Genomic DNA, 17,022 nt, shown 5'->3' on the forward strand with positions numbered 1-17,022 from the left:
ATTGAACACCGCTATCGCCACGACGGACGGCCCGGGCCGTTAGACTCACCGGGCATGCGGACGCTGCTTGCCGCGGTTGCGGCTGTTCTGGCATTCATCGGTGGCGGCATTCCCGCGTCGGCCGATGCCGGTGTGCAGCCGGTCGGCTCGGTCCCGATTCCCGACGGCCCGGCGCAGACCTGGCTGGTCGCCGATCTCGATTCCGGTCAGGTGCTGGCCGAGCGCGACCAGAACGTCCGGCACCCGCCTGCCAGCACTATCAAAGTGCTGTTGGCGCTGGTGGTCCTCGACGAGCTGGGCCTGGACTCCACTGTGGTCGCCGACGAGGCCGACACCAACGTCGAATGCAGCTGTGTGGGAGTCGAAGCCGGCCGCACCTATACGGCGCGCCAGCTGCTCGACGGGCTGTTGCTGGTATCGGGTAACGACGCCGCCAACACGCTGGCGCACATGCTGGGCGGCGCGGAGCCCGCCGTCGCCAAGATGGACGCCAAAGCCGCGTCGCTGGGTGCGGTCAATACCCATGCCTCCACCCCATCCGGTCTGGATGGGCTCGGGGGCCCGGGCTGGTCGACGGCGCACGACCTGGCCGTCATCTTCCGGGCGGCGATGGCCAATCCGGTGTTCGCCCAGATCACCAGCGAGCCCTCCGCTGTGTTTCCCGGTGGTAACGGCGATCATCCGATCGCCAACCAGGACGAGCTGCTACAGCGCTACCCCGGCGCGATCGGCGGCAAGACCGGTTTCACCGATGCGGCGCGCAAGACGTTTGTCGGCGCGGCTGTCCGCGGCGGACAGCGCTTGGTGGTTGCCATGATGTACGGGCTGGTGCGCGAGGGCGGCCCCACGTACTGGGATCAGGCGGGCAGCCTGCTGGACTGGGGTTTTGCCCTCAATCCGCAATCAGCGGTCGGCGTCTTGTAGGCCACTGACGGCACGCGCTGGGGTTTTGCTAGTCTGCCTACGGCGTTTGCATTCGTTTTTGCAGCTGCCCTATTTTGCAGTTGCCCAATGTGAGCTTGGGCGGCATCGTGTCGATATGCGTCGATGCCGTTCATCGGTTGAGTCGCCAGCCATTGACAAACTGTCTGCGTCGCCTGCAACCGCGCGGATGCCCGCAAGAAGTGAGGATCGATGATGGCCGAGAAACAACCCGCTGCGGCCGGTTCGCCACCGCAGTCTGATAAAGATGGCTTGACTACCCACGAGTCCGTGGTCGACGGGCTGGTCGTGGTTTCGGTCAGCGGCACCGTAGACATGCTCACCGCCCCCGGGTTGGCCGAGTCGCTGGATTCCGCGCTTGCCAAGAAGGCCAACGGCCTGATCGTCGACCTTTCCAGTGTTGATTTTCTGGGCTCAGCGGGCATCAGCGTGCTGATGAAAACCCGCGACACCCTTGGCGACTCGACTCCGTTCTGCGTGGTTGCCGACGGGCCGACCACACACCGGCCGCTCACCTTGCTGGGAATCAACGAGATGATGTCGCTGTGTCGGACGCTGGACGACGCCGTCAGCAAACTCACCGACGGGTAAGACGCTCACGCTGGTAGGCCGACTCCGCTCAGCAGCGTCAGCAACAGCTGAATCCGTTGCTGCTCGATGTCCGGTTGGGGTAGCACCGCGCCGACCAACGCGGCGCCGTCGAAGGTGTTGATCAACAACGCCACCAGAGCCGGGAAGGTTTCGGGCGGGAGGCTCTCGGCACCGGGTAATGTGCGCGCGGCATCGGAGATCTTCGTCGTGTATTCCACGAGGACGTTTTGCAGGGTGGCGTTGAGCTTTTCATCGGTGCGCGCGGCGATCATCAATTCGTACATCACAGCGTTAGTGGAACTGCTGGTGATGTCCCGCAGAATTGCCAGTGCCGATTCCAGCGCCGGCCGGTCGGACGGAATTGCCGCGGCTTGCTTCGTGAACGATTCGACTTGACGGCGCAGCACCTCATACGCCGTGGCGGCCATGAAGTCGCCCATGGTGTCGAAGTGGCGGAACAGCGCCCCGACCGACACCCCGGCGCGCTTGGTGATCACAGCCGCCGACGCCCGGCCGTATCCGACTTCGATGATCGTGGCGATGCTGGCCTCGAGCAGTCGGGCAACCGTTTCTTCCCGGCGCTGCTGCTGGGTCCTCGCCATCAGTGCGCCGCAAGGGGACTGGCGGGCTGCAGTTGGCTCGCGGCCGCTCGCAGATAACGGCCCGACTTTGCCGTCTTGCCGTAGCCGTCACGGAATTGGCCGTGGCGGAACACAATTGCGCCGTTGACGCCGGTGGCCAGCACGGCCGCGTCGTTGCGGTTGACCATGCGGCTCAGGCCGCCATAGAACGGCACCGTCTGCTCGTGGTAGGCGTCGACCGCGTCGTTTAGGCCAGCCGGATCGATCACCACGAAATCGGCGCGGTCGCCCTCGCGCAGAGTGCCGGCGTCCAGGCCGAACCATTCGGCTACCTCGCCGGTGAGGCGATGCACGGCGCGCTCGAGCGTGAGGAACGGCTTGCCGGCTCGCTCGGCGTCTCGCGTGCGCTTGAGCAGCCGTAACGAGAAGTTGTAGAAGGCCATATTGCGCAGGTGCGCCCCGGCGTCGGAGAAGCCCATGTGGATACTCGGCTCGGCGGCCAACTTGTCGAGTTGCTTGGGCCGATGGTTGGCGACGATGGTGGTCCAGCGGACGTTGCGCTCACCGTTTTCCACCAGGACGTCGAGGAACGCATCGAGCGGGTGGAGCCCTCGCTCGTCGGCGATGGTCCCGAAGCTTTTGCCGATCAACGTTTTGTCGGGGCATTCGACGATGACGGCGTCGTGAAAGTCGCGGTGCCACAACGACGGTCCGAGTGTTTTGCGGTCGAACGAGCGGCGGAATCTGCGACGGTATTCCTTATCGGCCAGTAATGCGTTGCGCTCGAGCTGATCGCGCAGATGCAGCGCCGCGGTGCCCGCGCCGAACTCTTCGAAGACCGGCAAGTCGATTCCATCGGAGTACAACTCGAACGGGACCGGCAGATGCTGGAAGCGAATCTGAGAACCCAGCAGGAAGTTGAGCAGCCGGGTGCCGAGCCCGAACACATGCACGGCCAACGGCATGGACTTCGCGTCGGCGGACACCAAAAGGCTCATGCGAACGCTGTCGCGAAGCCCGAACATCGGGCTGCTGGACAAGAAGAACAACAGTCCCGATTCGGCTTTGGCCACGTTGGGGGCGCTCTGCAGGATCCGACCGCGCTTGCGCAGCACCTTGATCAGCTTGCGCCGTTCCCGCCACGTCGCAAAGGTGGACGGGAGCGCGCGAGAACGGAAGCGGTCGCCGTCGAGCTTGTCGATCGCGGCGTCCATCCCGGACATCCCCAGCATTCCGGCCTCGAGCGCCTGGTCGAGCAATGCCGCCATGCGATCGAGTTCGGCACCAGTGGGCTCCACGTTCTTGTCGGTCGCGCGGTCAAGGCCCAGCACCGCCGTCCGCAGATCCGAATGACCAAGCAGCGAGCTCACATTCGGGCCGAGTGGCAGGTTGTCGATCGCCTCGACGTATTCGGCGGGCGTCGACCAGGTCTTGTTGGCCTCTAACGCGCCCAGAACGAAGTTGCGCGGCACCGCCTCGACTCGGCTGAACAGATCCGCCGCGTCATCTGCGCTGGCATAGACCGTCGACAGCGAGCACATGCCCAGCAGCACCGTGGTGACGCCGTGGCGCACCGATTCCCGCAATCCGGGATCCAGCAGCACCTCAGCGTCGTAGTGCGTATGAACGTCGACGAACCCGGGTGTGACCCACTTGCCCTTCGCGTCGATCACCTCGGGGCAGCCGGTCTCGTCCAGCGGCGCGGTAGACACCGCGGCGACGATCCCGTCGCGAATGCCCAGCGTGCAGATTCGCGGCGGGCCGCCGGTGCCGTCGAACCACAAGCCGTCGCGAATGATCACGTCGTAGGTCACCGTCGTCCCTCACATCGTCAGGGTTGCAGCGACGCTAGCATAGATAGTGAGTACTCGCAATCTTTCCGGAGCGTGTTGAGGTGTTGTTCGAGGAGTTGGCGGAGTTGGCCGGTCAGCGCAATGCGATTGATGGGCGCATTGTGGAGATCGTCGCCGAGCTGGATCGCGACGAGCTGTGGGGTGCTACGGGTGCGCGGTCGGTGGCGGCGTTGGTGGCCTGGAAGCTCGGTTCGTCATCGGGAAATGCCCACGCGATCGCCACCGTGGCGCGCCGGCTGGAGGAGTTTCCCCGCTGCGCGACGGGCATGCGGGAGGGTCGGCTGTCGCTGGACCAGGTCGGCGTCATCGCCGCACGGGCCGGCGAGGGTTCCGATGAGCATTACGCCCAGCTGGCGCAGGCCGCCACGGTCAACCAGCTGCGCACCGCGGTGAAGTTGGAACCGCGGCCCGAACCCGATTGTGCCCCGCAACCGCAGCGCTCGATCACCAAGACCTCCGGCGAGCAGTCCACCTGTTGGCGGATCAAACTTCCCCACGACGACGCGGCGAAGTTCGACGCGGCACTGGCGTCTCATCGTGATGCGCTGGTCGCCGAGTGGAAGCACGATCACGGCAATGGCGAGCGCACATCAGAGAATTGTCCCCCGTTGCCTACCACCGTCGAGGCGTTTATGCGTCTGGTCGAGGCCGGATGGGACGCCGAGGCGGCCCGCCGGCCACACGAGCATCGCACCACGGTGGTGGTGCACGTCGACGCCCAGCAGCGCGCCGCGGCGCTGCATCTGGGTCCGCTGCTCACCGACGCCGAACGCCGATACCTGACCTGCGATGCCACCTGTGAAGTCTGGTTCGAACGTAACGGGCAGGTCGTCGGCGCCGGCCGAGCGACGCGGGTGATCAACCGGCGGCTTCGCCGCGCGCAACCGTCTACCCGACGTTTGGCGCGCATTGCCGTGACTGCGCATTCACCGCGCCGTGTTCAGCACTTACCGAAGGCGCCGATGCAGAACCTTTGCTGCAGGCTGACTTTCGGCGAACACCCGACGAGCCGCCCAGGCCGCGATTGGGAGCAGTATCAACAGGCCCGCGCGCACGCGCGTGGGGCTCGCACGCCGAAACCTCTTCATTCATGAAGCTCATCGGCGATGTCGCGGGTAAAAGAGTGCTCGACGTCGCCTGCGGCGAAGGGCATTTCACGCGACTGCTGCGCAACGCCGGCGCCGCAGAGACGGTCGGGATCGACATCTCGCGGCGGATGATCGGGCCGGCCCGTCAGCAGGAAACCCGGCAGCCGCTCGCTATCGAATACCGCGTAGGGATGCTCGCCGAGTTCGGCCCCACCGATCACCGGCGTCCACTCGTCGAGCAGGCCAACCAGCGCTCGCAGCAACCGGGTCTTGCCCTGACCGCGCTCACCGAGCAACACGAAGTCGTGGCCGGCGATCAACGCCCGCTCCAGCTGCGGCAACACGGTGTCATCGAAGCCCAGGATTCCCGGCCAGATCGCTTCACCATCTGCGCCTTCGGCGAGACGTGCCAGCAGGTTTTCCCGGATTTCTTGTTTGACTCCCCGCTCGCGGTGCCCGGCGGCACGCAGTTCGCCGACAGTGCGGGGCAGATGGGTCGGTGCAGTCACCACTCCACGCTACCCTGCAGTTCAACGTGGGTCGCGCCGCTGCTGAGTGTGGGGTTGATGCACGCTTTTCGCGATTTCGCGTAACACAATCACACACTCAACGCGCGCTAGTGCCAGTCAACGCTCGGGACTTAACTCAACGCGAATCCGCCCGGCGTGTCGTGTGGAAGGTGTAACCGTCGCGGTAGTTGGCCAGCGCGGCCTCAGACGTCCAGACCCATATCGAGCACGCGCACCGAGTGGGTGAGCGCACCGACGGCGAGGAATTCCACGCCCGTCCCGGCGTAGTCGGCGGCAGTTTCCAGTGACAGCCCGCCGGAGGATTCCAACTTGGTGGCCGGCGCGCGAGCGTCGCGGCGCTGGACCGCGATCTGAGTCTGCCACACCGGAAAGTTGTCGAGCAGCACCAGCTCTGGCTTCTCGCCCAATACCTCGTCGAGCTGCTCGAGCGAATCGACTTCGACCTCGCACGGCACATCGGGTGCGGCCGCCCGCACCGCGCGCAGCGCCGCGACCACCGATCCGGCCGCCGCGACGTGGTTGTCCTTGATCAGCGCGGCATCGCCCAGGCCGAGCCGGTGGTTGACGCCGCCGCCGACGCGGACCGCGTACTTCTGTAGCACCCGCAGGCCCGGCAGCGTCTTGCGGGTGTCACGGATCTGCGCCTTGGTGTCGGCTACGGCGTCGACCCAGGCGGCTGTCGCGGTGGCGATCCCGGACAGGTGGCAGACCAGGTTGAGCAGAGTCCGCTCGGCGGTCAACAGACCCACCGTCTTCGCCTCCACGGTCAACGCCGATGCTCCCGGCTGCAGCCGGGAGCCGTCCTCGACACGGTCGAGCACTCGGTACTCGTCAGCGCCAAGCACCTCATCGAGCACCAGCAGCGCGACGTCGACACCGGCGATCACCCCGGGCTCCCGGGTGATCAGCGACGCGGCGGTGGTGGCGCCGTCGGGCACCGTCGCCAACGTCGTGACGTCCGGGCCGTAGCGCAGGTCCTCGTCGAGGGCCCGGCTGATCGTCGCGCCGGCCTCGGCAAGCTCGCATTTCGAGAGCGTCATCAGCACACCGCCGCCAGCGCATCGATCTGCGCGCTGTCGTCATCGCCCAGCCGGACGACGACGTTGCACGCCTGCGCGGGGGTGGCGCCGGGGTATTCGGCACGGTGGTGACAGCCCCGGCTCTCGTTACGGGCCGACGCGGCTGTCGCCACCGCGCGGGCGGTCACCGTCAACGCCGCATCTTCGAGGTCGGCCCGCGCCAGCATGGTCCGCATCGCCGCCGTCGACAGCACGCCGGTCAACCGGCGCAGACCATCGGCGTCGCGAACCACCGAGGCATCGCGACTCATTGCCCGCTGCAGGTCGCCGCGGGCCAGCGCGGGACGCCTGACCGGCTCCGGCACCATCGCACGGGTACGCCCGACCAGTTCCGCGTGCGCCGCCGCGGCCCGTCCCGCGCGGCCGCCGACGACCAAGCCCTCCAGCAGGCTGTTGGACGCCAGCCGGTTGGCGCCGTGCATCCCGGTCCGGGCGACCTCGCCGGCGGCGAACAGCCCGGGCAGCCCGGTTTGGCCGTGCACATCGGTGACCACCCCGCCGCAGCTGTAGTGCGCACCCGGGATCACCGGGATGGGTCGATGAACCGGGTCGATGCCGGCGGCCCGGCATGCGGCGGTGACGGTCGGGAAACGGTCCGCGAAAGCGGTGATGCTGCGGGCGTCGAGGTAAACACACGGATCGCCGGTTGCCCGCAGCCGGGCGTCGATGGCAGCGGCCACCACATCGCGTGGCGCCAGATCGCCCATCGGATGCACACCTGCAGTCACCGAATTACCTTGACGGTCAACCAAAACCGCGCCTTCGCCGCGAATGGCTTCGGTGACCAGCGGTCGCCGACCGCCACTATGGTGATCGAACAGCATGGTGGGATGGAATTGGATGAACTCGATGTCGCTCACCGCAACACCGGCCCACAGTGCCAACGCGATCCCGTCGCCGGTGGAGCCGTCAGGGTTGGTGGTCGCGCCGTAGAGGTGTCCCAGCCCGCCGGTGGCCAAGATCACCGACGCCGCGTGGACGATGCCGATGCCGTCCGGGTTAGCGACCAGCACGCCGGTCACCGAATCGATCCCCGAACTCGCGTCATGCAGCACGCCCAGCGCGGTGTGGTTGGTGCGGATGCCCAGCGCGGCTGCCGCATGGTCGAGCGCCCGCTGAACCTCGGCGCCGGTGGCGTCGCCGTTGGCGTGCACGATGCGCCGCCGGGAGTGCCCTCCCTCGCGGCCAAGCGCCCATCCACCGGCCGCCGTCTCGTCGAATCGCGCTCCGTCGCTGACCAATTCGGTCATGGCCCGGTAGCCGTCGGCGACGATCGAGGTCACCGCGTCGGGATCGCACAGACCGGCGCCGGCGGCGAGTGTGTCGGCGACGTGCGCGTCGACCGAGTCGTCGGTATCCGGCAGCACCACCGCGATCCCGCCTTGCGCGTAGTGGGTGGCCGTTCCACCGGGTTTGCGTCCCGCTTTGCTCAGTACGACGACCCGACGGCCCGCCCGATGCGCTGCCAGCGCGGCGGCCAATCCGCCTACGCCGGTACCGATCGCGACGACGTCGGCACTCTCCTGCCAAGCCGGACGGATGCTCATTCGCCGCCGCCGGGCTGGCCGATCGCGATCATCCGCTGCACGCTTTGCCGCGCCAGCCGGGAAGTCTGCGCGTCGACGTGGACTTCGTCGGCGCCCTCGAGAAGGCAGCGCAACAGCGCCGCGGGGGTGGTCATCTTCATGTACTTGCACGACGCGCGGTCATTGACCGCGCGGAAGTCGACACCGGGCGCGGCGTTGCGCAGCTGATACAGCATCCCGATCTCGGTGGCGACCAGCACCTGCCGGGCGTGGGTGGCCCGCGCGGCGTCCAGCATGCCGCCGGTGGACAAGATCTTCACCCGCTCCGCCGGGAAGGCGCCCTCGCCGGCTAGGTACAAAGCCGAAGTGGCACAGCCGCATTCGGGGTGAACGAACAGTTCGGCATCGGGATGCTCGCGGGCCTGATCGGTGAGCTCGTCGCCGTTGATCCCGGCGTGCACGTGGCACTCGCCGGCCCACACGTGCAGGTTGCGCCGCCCGGTCACCCGGCGTACATGTGCCCCGAGGAACTGGTCCGGGCAAAACAGCACCTCACGGTCTGCGCCGATGGAGGCGACCACGTCGACGGCGTTCGAGGACGTGCAGCAGATGTCGGTGAGCGCCTTCACCGCGGCGGTGGTGTTGACGTAGGAGACGACGACCGCACCGGGATGGTCGTCCTTCCATGCCCGCAGATCTTCGGGGGTGATCGAGTCGGCCAGCGAGCAGCCCGCCCGTTGGTCGGGAATCAACACCGTCTTGTCCGGGCTGAGGATTTTCGCGGTCTCGGCCATGAAGTGCACGCCGCAGAACACGATGGTTTCTTCGGGCGCCTCGGCAGCAATCCGAGACAGCGCCAGCGAGTCGCCGACGTGATCGGCGACGTCCTGGATGGCCGGCAGCTGGTAGTTATGCGCCAGAATCGTGGCGTTGCGCAGGTCAGCCAGCCGGCGAATCTCGGCCGCCCATCGCTCGTCGCCGTCAACGCCACCATATCCATTGGGAGAGCTAGTGATCATCGCAGCCAGGTCGTTTTTCAGGTCGTCCCGCACTGTGCGATTCAGGATCGTCATGGCCGTTCCTTTCGCCCGCAACCCAGTTTTCGATTTATAATCGAAAACATGTCACATGGTAGCACTGCCCATGAAGTGCTCGCCGTCGTATTCCAGGTTCGAGGCCTCGGATCGGGCACGAACGCCAAGAAGCCGCAGCTCAGTGTTCTGCTGTGGCAGCGTGCCCGCTATCCGCAGCGAGGTGCGTGGTCGTTGCCCGGCGGGCGGCTGCGCGACGACGAGGACATGACGACGTCGATGCGGCGCCAACTGGCCGAGAAGGTGGACCTGCGGGAAGTCGCGCACCTGGAGCAGCTCGCGGTGTTCTCCGCTCCCGACCGGGTACCCGACACACGCACGATCGCGTCGACCTTCCTGGGCCTCGTGCCCTCCCCCGCCGTCCCGGAGCTGCCACCCGACACCGGCTGGCATCCGGTCACCGCACTGCCGAAGATGGCCTTTGACCATGCCCCGATGGTCGCCCACGCCCGCACCCGGCTGGTCGCCAAGATATCCTACACGAATATCGGATTTGCTTTAGCACCAACCGAATTCGCAATGTCGACGCTGCGCGACATCTACAGCGCAGCGTTGGGGCATCAGGTCGACACGACGAATCTGCAGCGCGTGCTGGCCCGTCGCGGCGTCATCATCCAGACCGGCACGGTAGCGCAGTCCGGGCGCAGCGGCGGCCGGCCGGCGGCGCTGTATCGCTTCACCGATTCCAAGCTGAGGGTGACCGACGAGTTCGCTGCTTTACGACCTCCCGGCGGGCCGACTGGATTCTTAATGCCCTCTTAGGCAAGAATGCCCCGATGGACACTGGCAGCCTCGCGATCACCACGACCGGCCCGGAATGGATCGGACGCGCACCCCATGAGGAGTTGCAGCCGAAGGCGCGACCGCTGCTTCCGTCGGACGACCCCTTCTACCAGCCGCCACCTGGCTATCAGCACGCCGTGCCGGGCACCGTGCTGCGCTCGCGCGACGTCGAGCTGGCATTTCTGGGCCTCATACCGCAGCGGGCCACGGCCACCCAGCTGCTGTACCGGACGACGGACATGCACGGCAAGCCGGACGCGGCGGCGACCACCGTGATCGTGCCCGCGGGCGTCACTCCCGAACACCCCTGCCCGGTGTTGTCGTATCAGTGCGCCATCGACGCCGTCACATCCCGGTGTTTTCCGTCCTATGCGCTGCGGCGACGTGCCATGGCCCTTGGTTCGCTGGCCCAACTAGAGCTTCTGCTGATCACCGCCGCACTCGTCGAAGGCTGGGCGGTCTCCATACCTGATCACGAGGGCCGCAACGGAATGTGGGGCGCGCCGTTCGAACCCGGCTACTGCATTCTCGACGGAGTCCGGGCTGCGCTGGGCGCCGAGCGGCTTGGGTTGTCCCCGTCGGCGCCGGTGGCACTGTGGGGCTACTCTGGCGGCGGTCTGGCAACCGCGTGGGCCGCCGAGCTGTGCGCCGACTACGCGCCCGATCTCGACATCGTCGGCGCCGTACTCGGGTCACCGGTCGGCGACCTCGGTCACGCTTTCCGTCGACTCAACGGCACCTTCCTGGCCGGTTTGCCCGCGATGGTGATCGCGGCGCTGGCCCACGTCTACCCCGACCTGGACCGGGTGATCAACGAGCACGCCAATGAGGAAGGGCGCGCGCTGCTGCAGCGGCTGGAACGGATGACCACGGTCGGCGCGATCATCCGGATGGTGAAAAAAGACGTCGGCGTCTACCTCGACCGGCCGCTGGAAGAAATCCTGACGATGCCGGAGGTCCAGCACGTGTTCGACAGCATCAGGCTGGGCGCCACGGCGCCGACGCCGCCGGTGTTGATCGTGCAGGCCGCGCACGACTATTTGATCGACGTCGACGACATCGACCGACTGGCCGACGCCTACTGCGCGGGCGGAGCCGACGTCACCTACCACCGCGATGCGTTCAACGAGCACCTGCTGCTGCATCCGCTGTCTGCACCGATGACGCTGCGCTGGCTGCAGGACCGGTTTGCCCGCCGACCGCTGACCGATCACCTGGTCAGGACGAAGTGGCCGACCATGTTCAACCCGGCGACCTACATCGGGATGGCACGGCTGGCCGTGATCGCGGGCAAGGTGCTCACCGGAAAGGCAATGCACCGCCGCCCGCTATGACGGCATAGACGTCGGCGCCGCGGCGGGCTGCCGATACGATCGATCGACCGGCGGGTAGCCGCCGAGATCGTCGCGCGCCGTTGCCGCAACGGGTACCGCGTACACCAGCGCGGCAATGCTCGCGGATAGCAGCAGCGTGCAGGCAATCTGCAAGGGAGTGCGACCGAAGAATACCGGCGGCGCCTCGGTGAAGTAGTACACCCGGTGGTCTTTGCTCACCGGCACCGCCGCGAAATCCACTGCCCCGTAACGCAAGTGCACCAGCAGCACGCCCACGCCGACGGCGGCGCCCGCTGCGATCATTACGCCGGCGCAAAGCCCGGTCACCATGCCCGGACCGCGGTGCGCCCGCCATTGCCAGGCCAGCACCGCCGCCACGGCGGCCACGACGTTCAGCAGGCCGAGCATCAGGAACGGCGCGACGAAGAAGTGCTCGGATTCATCGCCAAGATAGTCGTGCAATCGATCGCCGTCGCGGCTCAATACCACCACACCGTGTATCGACGGCGCTATCCATGCCCACAGACCACCGACGACCGCCCCCGCGATTAACAGCCCCGCTGCGATCGCGAACACCGCTCGGCGGCGCGAGGTCCGCGGGGCGGCGGAGAGCTGCCGCCCGATCATCGGCGCCTGTCCAGGTCGGTCGAGTCCACCCGCCCGTGCCGCGAGCAGGTGGCCCACCAGCCGTCGGGCCGGACCTGGACCACCATCCGGCGGCCGCACTCGGCGCAGAACCGGGGTGGCTCCAAACCGAGCTGAGCGGCGGTCGGCACGGTACTGCCGGCCAGATCCCCGGTGTAGACGTTATAGACGCCCGCGCCGACCGGCGCTGGGAGATTGTCGCGGACCATCAATTGCGTTCTACAGGCTCGCGTTGAGCGCCTTGATCGGCATTTGCAGCTCGTCGAGTAGCTCCAGGTCGGCCTCTGCCGGGCGACCTAGCGTTGTCAGATAGTTGCCGACGATCACGGCGTTGACGCCACCCAGAATGCCTTGTTTGGCGCCCAGGTCCCCGAGCGTGATTTCGCGGCCCCCGGCGAAGCGCAGCATGGTGCGCGGCAGCGCCAGCCGGAAGGCGGCCACCGCCTTGAGCGCTTCGCTGGCCGGCAACACGTCGAGGTCACCGAACGGCGTGCCGGGACGCGGGTTGAGAAAGTTCAGCGGCACCTCGTCGGGGTCCAGCTCGGCCAGATTAGCTGCGAATTCGGCCCGCTGCTCGACCGTCTCACCCATGCCGAGGATGCCGCCGCAGCACACCTGGATCCCGGCCTGGCGCACCATCGACAGCGTTTGCCAGCGCTCTTCCCAGGTGTGGGTAGTCACCACGTTGGGGAAAAACGAGCGGGCGGTCTCCAGGTTATGGTTGTAGCGGTGGACGCCCATTGCGGACAGCCGGTCGACCTGTTCGGCGGTCAGCATGCCCAGCGAGCAGGCGATCTGGATGTCGACTGCGTCGCGGATCGCCTCGATGCCGGCCGCCACCTGAGCCAGTAACCGGTCGTCGGGTCCGCGCACCGCGGCCACGATGCAGAACTCGGTGGCGCCAGTTTTCGCGGTCTGCTTGGCCGCCTCCACCAAGCTGGGAACGTCGAGCCAGGCGCTGCGCACCGGCGAGGCGAACAGGCCCGACTGCGAGCAGAAATGGCAATCTTCCGGGCAGCCACCAGTTTTGAGGCTAATGATGCTCTCGACCTCGACCTCGGGCCCACACCAGGCCATCCGCACCTCATGGGCCAGCGCCAACAGCTCCTCGAGGCGATCGTCGGGCAGCTGCAGTACACGCAGCACCTGCTCCTGGCGCAGCCCCTCACCGCGCTCGAGCACCTGCCGGCGGGCCATGGTGAGGATATCGGTGCGGTCGGTGCCGAGGGTTGGCCGAGTCGCCGCCTGAGTCACCAGCTACTCCTTAGTTTCCTTAGTTTTTTTGAACGTCCAGTTTGGGCAGCGCTCGGACCGGGTCGGGCTCATCGCACCTGCGTTGGACGTTCCCCGGCTAGGGTAGCGTGGGCACCCGTACAAACGTGACTTGGTTGCGGCCGACCCGCGGGGCTGGCCGGGTCCGAAACCAATAGAGAAAACCAATAGAGGAGGACGTCAGTGGCCAAAGTGCTCGTCGTTTTGTATCCAGATCCGGTCACCGGTTATCCACCGGTCTACGCCCGCGACAGCATCCCGGTGATACCCGGTTACCCGGGCGGTCAGACCTTGCCGAGCCCTGCGGCAATCGATTTCACTCCGGGTGAGCTTCTGGGCTGCGTGTCCGGCGAGCTCGGCCTGCGCAAATTCCTCGAAAGTGGCGGGCATCGATTGGTCGTGACCTCGGACAAGGACGGCCCGGATTCGCAGTTCGAGCGCGAGCTGCCCGACGCCGATATCGTCATCTCCCAACCGTTTTGGCCGGCATACTTGACCGCCGAGCGAATCGCCAAAGCTCCCAATTTGAAGCTGGCTCTCACTGCCGGGGTCGGATCCGATCACGTCGACCTCGACGCCGCGATCGCCCGTGGGATCACCGTCGCCGAGGTCACCTTCTGCAACAGCATCAGCGTTGCCGAGCACGCCGTCATGCAGATCCTGGCGCTGGTGCGCAACTTCGTCCCGTCGCACCGCTGGGCGAGCGAGGGTGGCTGGAACATCGCCGACTGCGTCGCCCAGGCCTACGACGTGGAGGGCATGGACGTGGGCGTGATCGCCGCCGGCCGCATCGGCCTTGCTGTGCTGCGCCGGATGGCGCCGTTCGACGTCAACCTGCACTACACCGACACGCGCCGGCTGCCCAAAGACGTCGAACAGGAGCTGGGCGTCACCTACCACCCCGACGCCGCGTCGCTGGTCCGCGCTGTTGACGTGGTCTCCATCCATGCTCCGCTGCACCCCCAGACCTATCACCTGTTCGACGAGAAGCTGCTGGCGTCCATGCGGCGCGGCTCCTACATCGTCAACACGGCTCGCGCCGAGATCTGCGTGCGCGACGCGGTTGTGGCGGCGCTCAAGAGCGGCCAGTTGGCCGGCTACGCCGGCGATGTGTGGTACCCGCAGCCGCCGCCGGCCGATCACCCGTGGCGCAGCATGCCGCACGAGGCGATGACACCGCACACCTCGGGCACCACGCTGTCGGCCCAGACCCGCTACGCGGCCGGGACGCGCGAGATCCTCGAGGACTTCTTCGCCGACAAACCCATCCGCGACGAATACCTGATCGTGGCCGGCGGAGCGCTGGCCGGCACCGGAAAGGCGTCTTACACCGCCGGTAGCGGCGCCAGCCCCGGCAGCGGCAACTAGGTTCAGCTGATCAGGTAGTCGACGCGTTTGCTGCCATCCCAGCGGCGCAAACCGGCCAGGGCGCCGTGGATCTCTGACGGTCGCCCCGCGATGCGCACGGCCCGCCCGAGTTGGGCGCCCCCGACTCGCCGGGCCAGCGTGACGTGCGCGCTCCACTGACCGGGCAGGCTGTTCGGCATCGGCCCGGGCAGCAGATACGGGCCACCGATTCGGTGCACCTCGGCGTGCAGCGCAAGCAGCTCAGTGGTCGGCACGATCAGCCGGGCCAGCACGGCGCCCGATCTGCCGAACAGCAGCGACGCCCCAACAGCGCACGCCAAGGGCAGTCGCTGCGCCACGGGCTTCAGCAGGGCGTCGACGGCAGGCGCGATCCGCTCGGCCACCGCCAGCGTCACGTGCGGACGACTAGCCGGCGCCTGACTCGGTATGCCAGCCGCGGCCAAGTCGTCCCAGAGGTGACGGATCACCGCCTCGGTGTCCCGGTCGAACAGCAGCTCGATCGAATGAACCATCAGCCGACCAGCGCGGTGACCCATTGCCGATCGAAGGCGCGCGCGCTCATCGCGGCGAACCCGCCGGCGTCCATCGATGCCGCGCCGGCAGGCAACACGGCACGCAGCGGCGCCAACCGGGTCAGCGCGGACCGGTTGGAGGTCTCCACCACGCCCGGCTGGGCCGGCCAGCTGCCGATCACCAGCCCGACGCATGAAATTGCCTGTGCAGCAAGCGATTCCACCGTCAGACCGGTGTGATTGAGGGTGCCGAGCCCGGCGGTGGCGACCACCAGCACCGCGGCGCCCAGGTCGGCCGCGAGATCCCGCAACGTCACGCTCTTGTCGGCGAGTTCGACCAGCAGGCCCCCGGCGCCCTCGACCAGCGTCAACTGTCCCGGGCGGTCGATCGCACAGATGAGCTTCAGCACATTTTTGCGGGTGGGCAATGACGTCCCGGCCTGCTCGGCGGCGGCCAGCGGGGCCAGCGCCGCCGGATATCGCGCCAGCCCGACCACCTTAGTCAGCCCCGATAGCCGGGTGACCTCCGCGAGGTCGTCGTCACCGGCGGCGACGCCGGTCTGCACCGGTTTGCACACCGCGACGTCGATTCCGGCCTGCCGCGCCGCCGAGGTCAGGGCCGCGGTGGCGACGGTCTTGCCGACCCCGGTCCCCGTCCCGGTGACAAACAGGACCGTCAACGCCGTGCCGCGCCGAGCACGTCGGTCAGCACAGTGCGGGCCAGCTCGAGGTCGTCGGCACCCAGGCAGGCCCGCGCGGTGAGCCGCAACCGCGACGTGCCGGCCGGCACAGTCGGCGGCCGGAAGCAGCCCACCCGCACCCCGCCGTCCAGGCAGGCCGCGGCCGCGGCCAGCGCCACCTCCGGCTCGCCGAGGATCACCGACACGACCGCCGATTGCGGCGCCGTCGACACTGCGCAGATCTGCGCCAGCGCGCCCGCGTGCCAAAGCACCGCCCCGGGGCGCCACGGCTCGGCGCTCAGGACGCGCAGCGCGGCCAGCGCCGCGCCCACCGCCGCCGGCGCCAGACCGGTGTCGAAGATGAACGGCCGGGCGGCGTCGATCAGGTGATCGCGCACGGCCGTCGACGCCAGCACCGCGCCGCCCTGACTGCCCAGCGCCTTGGACAGTGTGGTGGTCATCACGACGTCAGGCGCTCCGGCCAGGCCCAGTTCGTGCAGCACCCCGCGCCCACCGGCGCCGCGCACACCCAGGCCGTGGGCCTCGTCGACAATCAGCAGCGCCCGATGCCGGCGGCACACCTCGTGCAGCCGTCGCACCGGCGCCAAGGCGCCGTCGGTGGAAAACACCGACTCGGTGATGACGACAGCCCGCTCCTCGTCTCGCGACGCCAGCGCCGCGTCCACCGCGTCGACATCGCGATGGGCGGTCACCACCACCCGGGCCCGCGAAAGGCGGCAGGCGTCTACCAGCGAAGCGTGCGAGTGGGCATCCGACACCAAAAGCGAGCCCGGGCCGGACAATCCGACGACCGCCCCGAGGTTGGCGGCGTACCCGGACGAGAAGACCAGACCCGCTGCGGCGCCGACGAATTCGGCGAGCGCACACTCGAATTCCTCGTGCAGCGCGGTGTTGCCGGTGACCAGCCGCGAACCGGTGGCGCCGGCGCCCCAGGTGCGCAGCGCGTCCACCCCGCCTTCGATGACGTACGGGTGCTGCGAAAGCCCCAGATAGTCGTTGGACGCCAGGTCAAGTTCGGTGGACACCGGCGGGCGCGGGCGCAACGCGCGTCGCAGCCCGGCCTGGCAGCGTTGTGCTTCCACCGCCTCCAGCCATGCCAGCGGTGAGGTATCGATCTGCGTCATCG

General features: G+C 67.7%; 16 protein-coding genes and 3 pseudogenes. 7 read left to right on the forward strand and 12 right to left on the reverse strand.

Annotated features, from left to right (window positions below; translation table 11 throughout):
• Window positions 1–54 precede the first annotated feature (54 nt).
• Both M5I08_RS15855 and M5I08_RS15860 read left to right on the forward strand, forming a co-directional pair.
• Window positions 55–924 carry a D-alanyl-D-alanine carboxypeptidase family protein gene (locus M5I08_RS15855; protein WP_219066147.1) on the forward strand — a complete coding sequence of 290 codons (870 nt, stop codon included), beginning with the start codon at window positions 55–57 and terminating at the stop codon, window positions 922–924.
• Between the two features lie 213 nt (window positions 925–1,137).
• Window positions 1,138–1,533: an STAS domain-containing protein gene (locus tag M5I08_RS15860; protein ID WP_219066243.1), complete on the forward strand. Its 396-nt coding sequence runs from the start codon at window positions 1,138–1,140 to the stop codon at window positions 1,531–1,533.
• Between the two features lie 5 nt (window positions 1,534–1,538).
• Here the strand turns inward: M5I08_RS15860 and M5I08_RS15865 are convergent, their stop codons facing one another.
• Together M5I08_RS15865 and M5I08_RS15870 are read right to left on the reverse strand one after the other, a co-directional pair.
• Window positions 1,539–2,135, reverse strand: coding sequence for a TetR family transcriptional regulator (locus M5I08_RS15865; protein ID WP_219066146.1), 597 nt, complete (start codon window positions 2,133–2,135; stop codon window positions 1,539–1,541).
• On the reverse strand, window positions 2,135–3,928 hold the full coding sequence (locus M5I08_RS15870) for an N-acyl-D-amino-acid deacylase family protein (protein ID WP_219066145.1): 1,794 nt from the start codon (window positions 3,926–3,928) through the stop codon (window positions 2,135–2,137). Before M5I08_RS15870 ends, M5I08_RS15865 begins: the two co-directional genes overlap by 1 nt.
• Window positions 3,929–3,987: 59 nt before the next feature.
• Between M5I08_RS15870 and M5I08_RS15875 the strand changes: the two are divergent.
• A pseudogene (locus M5I08_RS15875) lies at window positions 3,988–4,848 on the forward strand (13E12 repeat family protein); the annotation flags it as partial.
• A gap of 209 nt (window positions 4,849–5,057) precedes the next feature.
• Window positions 5,058–5,207 (forward strand): annotated as a pseudogene (locus M5I08_RS15880) (class I SAM-dependent methyltransferase); the annotation flags it as partial.
• Between the two features lie 9 nt (window positions 5,208–5,216).
• On the opposite strand, the pseudogene M5I08_RS15885 reads toward M5I08_RS15880, so the two are convergent.
• The 4 genes and pseudogenes from M5I08_RS15885 to nadA form a co-directional block, all read right to left on the reverse strand.
• Window positions 5,217–5,567: pseudogene (locus M5I08_RS15885) on the reverse strand (magnesium chelatase); the annotation flags it as partial.
• Window positions 5,568–5,767: 200 nt separating this feature from the next.
• Window positions 5,768–6,625: a carboxylating nicotinate-nucleotide diphosphorylase gene (gene nadC, locus M5I08_RS15890; protein WP_219066143.1), complete on the reverse strand. Its 858-nt coding sequence runs from the start codon at window positions 6,623–6,625 to the stop codon at window positions 5,768–5,770.
• A complete protein-coding gene (locus M5I08_RS15895; protein WP_219066142.1) occupies window positions 6,625–8,211 on the reverse strand; it encodes an L-aspartate oxidase in 1,587 nt (528 codons plus the stop codon). Before M5I08_RS15895 ends, nadC begins: the two co-directional genes overlap by 1 nt.
• Window positions 8,208–9,263, reverse strand: a complete 1,056-nt coding sequence (nadA, locus tag M5I08_RS15900) for a quinolinate synthase NadA (protein ID WP_219066141.1) — start codon at window positions 9,261–9,263, stop codon at window positions 8,208–8,210. The genes M5I08_RS15895 and nadA overlap by 4 nt, the downstream gene beginning before the upstream one ends.
• 48 nt (window positions 9,264–9,311) lie before the next feature.
• Here nadA and M5I08_RS15905 point away from each other — a divergent pair, with 48 nt between their 5' ends.
• A complete protein-coding gene (locus tag M5I08_RS15905) occupies window positions 9,312–10,043 on the forward strand; it encodes an NUDIX hydrolase (protein ID WP_219066140.1) in 732 nt (243 codons plus the stop codon).
• Window positions 10,044–10,057: 14 nt separating this feature from the next.
• Window positions 10,058–11,398, forward strand: coding sequence for a lipase family protein (locus M5I08_RS15910; protein ID WP_219066139.1), 1,341 nt, complete (start codon window positions 10,058–10,060; stop codon window positions 11,396–11,398).
• Here the strand turns inward: M5I08_RS15910 and M5I08_RS15915 are convergent.
• Genes M5I08_RS15915 through bioB form a run of 3 tightly spaced genes read right to left on the reverse strand, consistent with a single transcriptional unit; the run spans window position 11,393 to window position 13,297 of the window.
• Window positions 11,393–12,025 (reverse strand): DUF2567 domain-containing protein, encoded by a 633-nt coding sequence (locus tag M5I08_RS15915; protein ID WP_219066138.1) that lies wholly within the window; start codon window positions 12,023–12,025, stop codon window positions 11,393–11,395. The two genes, M5I08_RS15910 and M5I08_RS15915, sit on opposite strands and share 6 nt — an antisense overlap.
• Entirely contained in the window at window positions 12,022–12,252 is a 231-nt protein-coding gene (gene bsaP / locus M5I08_RS15920; protein WP_219066137.1) for a biotin synthase auxiliary protein BsaP, read from the reverse strand. Before bsaP ends, M5I08_RS15915 begins: the two co-directional genes overlap by 4 nt.
• Before the next feature lie 10 nt (window positions 12,253–12,262).
• Window positions 12,263–13,297, reverse strand: coding sequence for a biotin synthase BioB (gene bioB / locus M5I08_RS15925; RefSeq protein ID WP_219066136.1), 1,035 nt, complete (start codon window positions 13,295–13,297; stop codon window positions 12,263–12,265).
• Between the two features lie 201 nt (window positions 13,298–13,498).
• Between bioB and M5I08_RS15930 the strand changes: the two genes are divergently transcribed.
• Window positions 13,499–14,683 carry an NAD-dependent formate dehydrogenase gene (locus tag M5I08_RS15930; protein WP_219066135.1) on the forward strand — a complete coding sequence of 395 codons (1,185 nt, stop codon included), beginning with the start codon at window positions 13,499–13,501 and terminating at the stop codon, window positions 14,681–14,683.
• A gap of 2 nt (window positions 14,684–14,685) precedes the next feature.
• On the opposite strand, the gene M5I08_RS15935 is transcribed toward M5I08_RS15930, so the two are convergent.
• Genes M5I08_RS15935 through M5I08_RS15945 form a run of 3 tightly spaced genes read right to left on the reverse strand, consistent with a single transcriptional unit; the run spans window position 14,686 to window position 17,020 of the window.
• The gene (locus tag M5I08_RS15935; RefSeq protein ID WP_219066134.1) at window positions 14,686–15,195 is read right to left on the reverse strand and encodes a 2'-5' RNA ligase family protein; all 510 of its coding nucleotides are present in this window, start codon (window positions 15,193–15,195) and stop codon (window positions 14,686–14,688) included.
• Window positions 15,195–15,875 carry a dethiobiotin synthase gene (gene bioD / locus M5I08_RS15940; RefSeq protein WP_249762821.1) on the reverse strand — a complete coding sequence of 227 codons (681 nt, stop codon included), beginning with the start codon at window positions 15,873–15,875 and terminating at the stop codon, window positions 15,195–15,197. The genes M5I08_RS15935 and bioD overlap by 1 nt, the downstream gene beginning before the upstream one ends.
• Window positions 15,872–17,020: an 8-amino-7-oxononanoate synthase gene (locus M5I08_RS15945; RefSeq protein WP_219066133.1), complete on the reverse strand. Its 1,149-nt coding sequence runs from the start codon at window positions 17,018–17,020 to the stop codon at window positions 15,872–15,874. Before M5I08_RS15945 ends, bioD begins: the two co-directional genes overlap by 4 nt.
• Window positions 17,021–17,022: the final 2 nt, after the last annotated feature.

It is taken from the genome of Candidatus Mycobacterium methanotrophicum (assembly GCF_023515995.1).
GTDB classification, from domain to species: Bacteria; Actinomycetota; Actinomycetes; order Mycobacteriales; family Mycobacteriaceae; genus Mycobacterium; species Mycobacterium methanotrophicum.

Excerpts from the sequence above, each read along its gene's own strand:
- M5I08_RS15910 (WP_219066139.1), top strand. The coding sequence starts at position 10,058 with ATGGACACTGGCAGCCTCGCGATCACCACGACCGGCCCGGAATGGATC.
- M5I08_RS15855 (WP_219066147.1), top strand. The coding sequence starts at position 55 with ATGCGGACGCTGCTTGCCGCGGTTGCGGCTGTTCTGGCATTCATCGGT.
- nadA (WP_219066141.1), bottom strand. The coding sequence starts at position 9,263 with ATGACGATCCTGAATCGCACAGTGCGGGACGACCTGAAAAACGACCTG.
- bsaP (WP_219066137.1), bottom strand. The coding sequence starts at position 12,252 with ATGGTCCGCGACAATCTCCCAGCGCCGGTCGGCGCGGGCGTCTATAAC.
- nadC (WP_219066143.1), bottom strand. The coding sequence starts at position 6,625 with ATGACGCTCTCGAAATGCGAGCTTGCCGAGGCCGGCGCGACGATCAGC.
- M5I08_RS15945 (WP_219066133.1), bottom strand. The coding sequence starts at position 17,020 with ATGACGCAGATCGATACCTCACCGCTGGCATGGCTGGAGGCGGTGGAA.
- M5I08_RS15860 (WP_219066243.1), top strand. The coding sequence starts at position 1,138 with ATGGCCGAGAAACAACCCGCTGCGGCCGGTTCGCCACCGCAGTCTGAT.
- M5I08_RS15915 (WP_219066138.1), bottom strand. The coding sequence starts at position 12,025 with ATGATCGGGCGGCAGCTCTCCGCCGCCCCGCGGACCTCGCGCCGCCGA.
- M5I08_RS15935 (WP_219066134.1), bottom strand. The coding sequence starts at position 15,195 with ATGGTTCATTCGATCGAGCTGCTGTTCGACCGGGACACCGAGGCGGTG.
- M5I08_RS15865 (WP_219066146.1), bottom strand. The coding sequence starts at position 2,135 with ATGGCGAGGACCCAGCAGCAGCGCCGGGAAGAAACGGTTGCCCGACTG.
- M5I08_RS15905 (WP_219066140.1), top strand. The coding sequence starts at position 9,312 with ATGTCACATGGTAGCACTGCCCATGAAGTGCTCGCCGTCGTATTCCAG.
- M5I08_RS15895 (WP_219066142.1), bottom strand. The coding sequence starts at position 8,211 with ATGAGCATCCGTCCGGCTTGGCAGGAGAGTGCCGACGTCGTCGCGATC.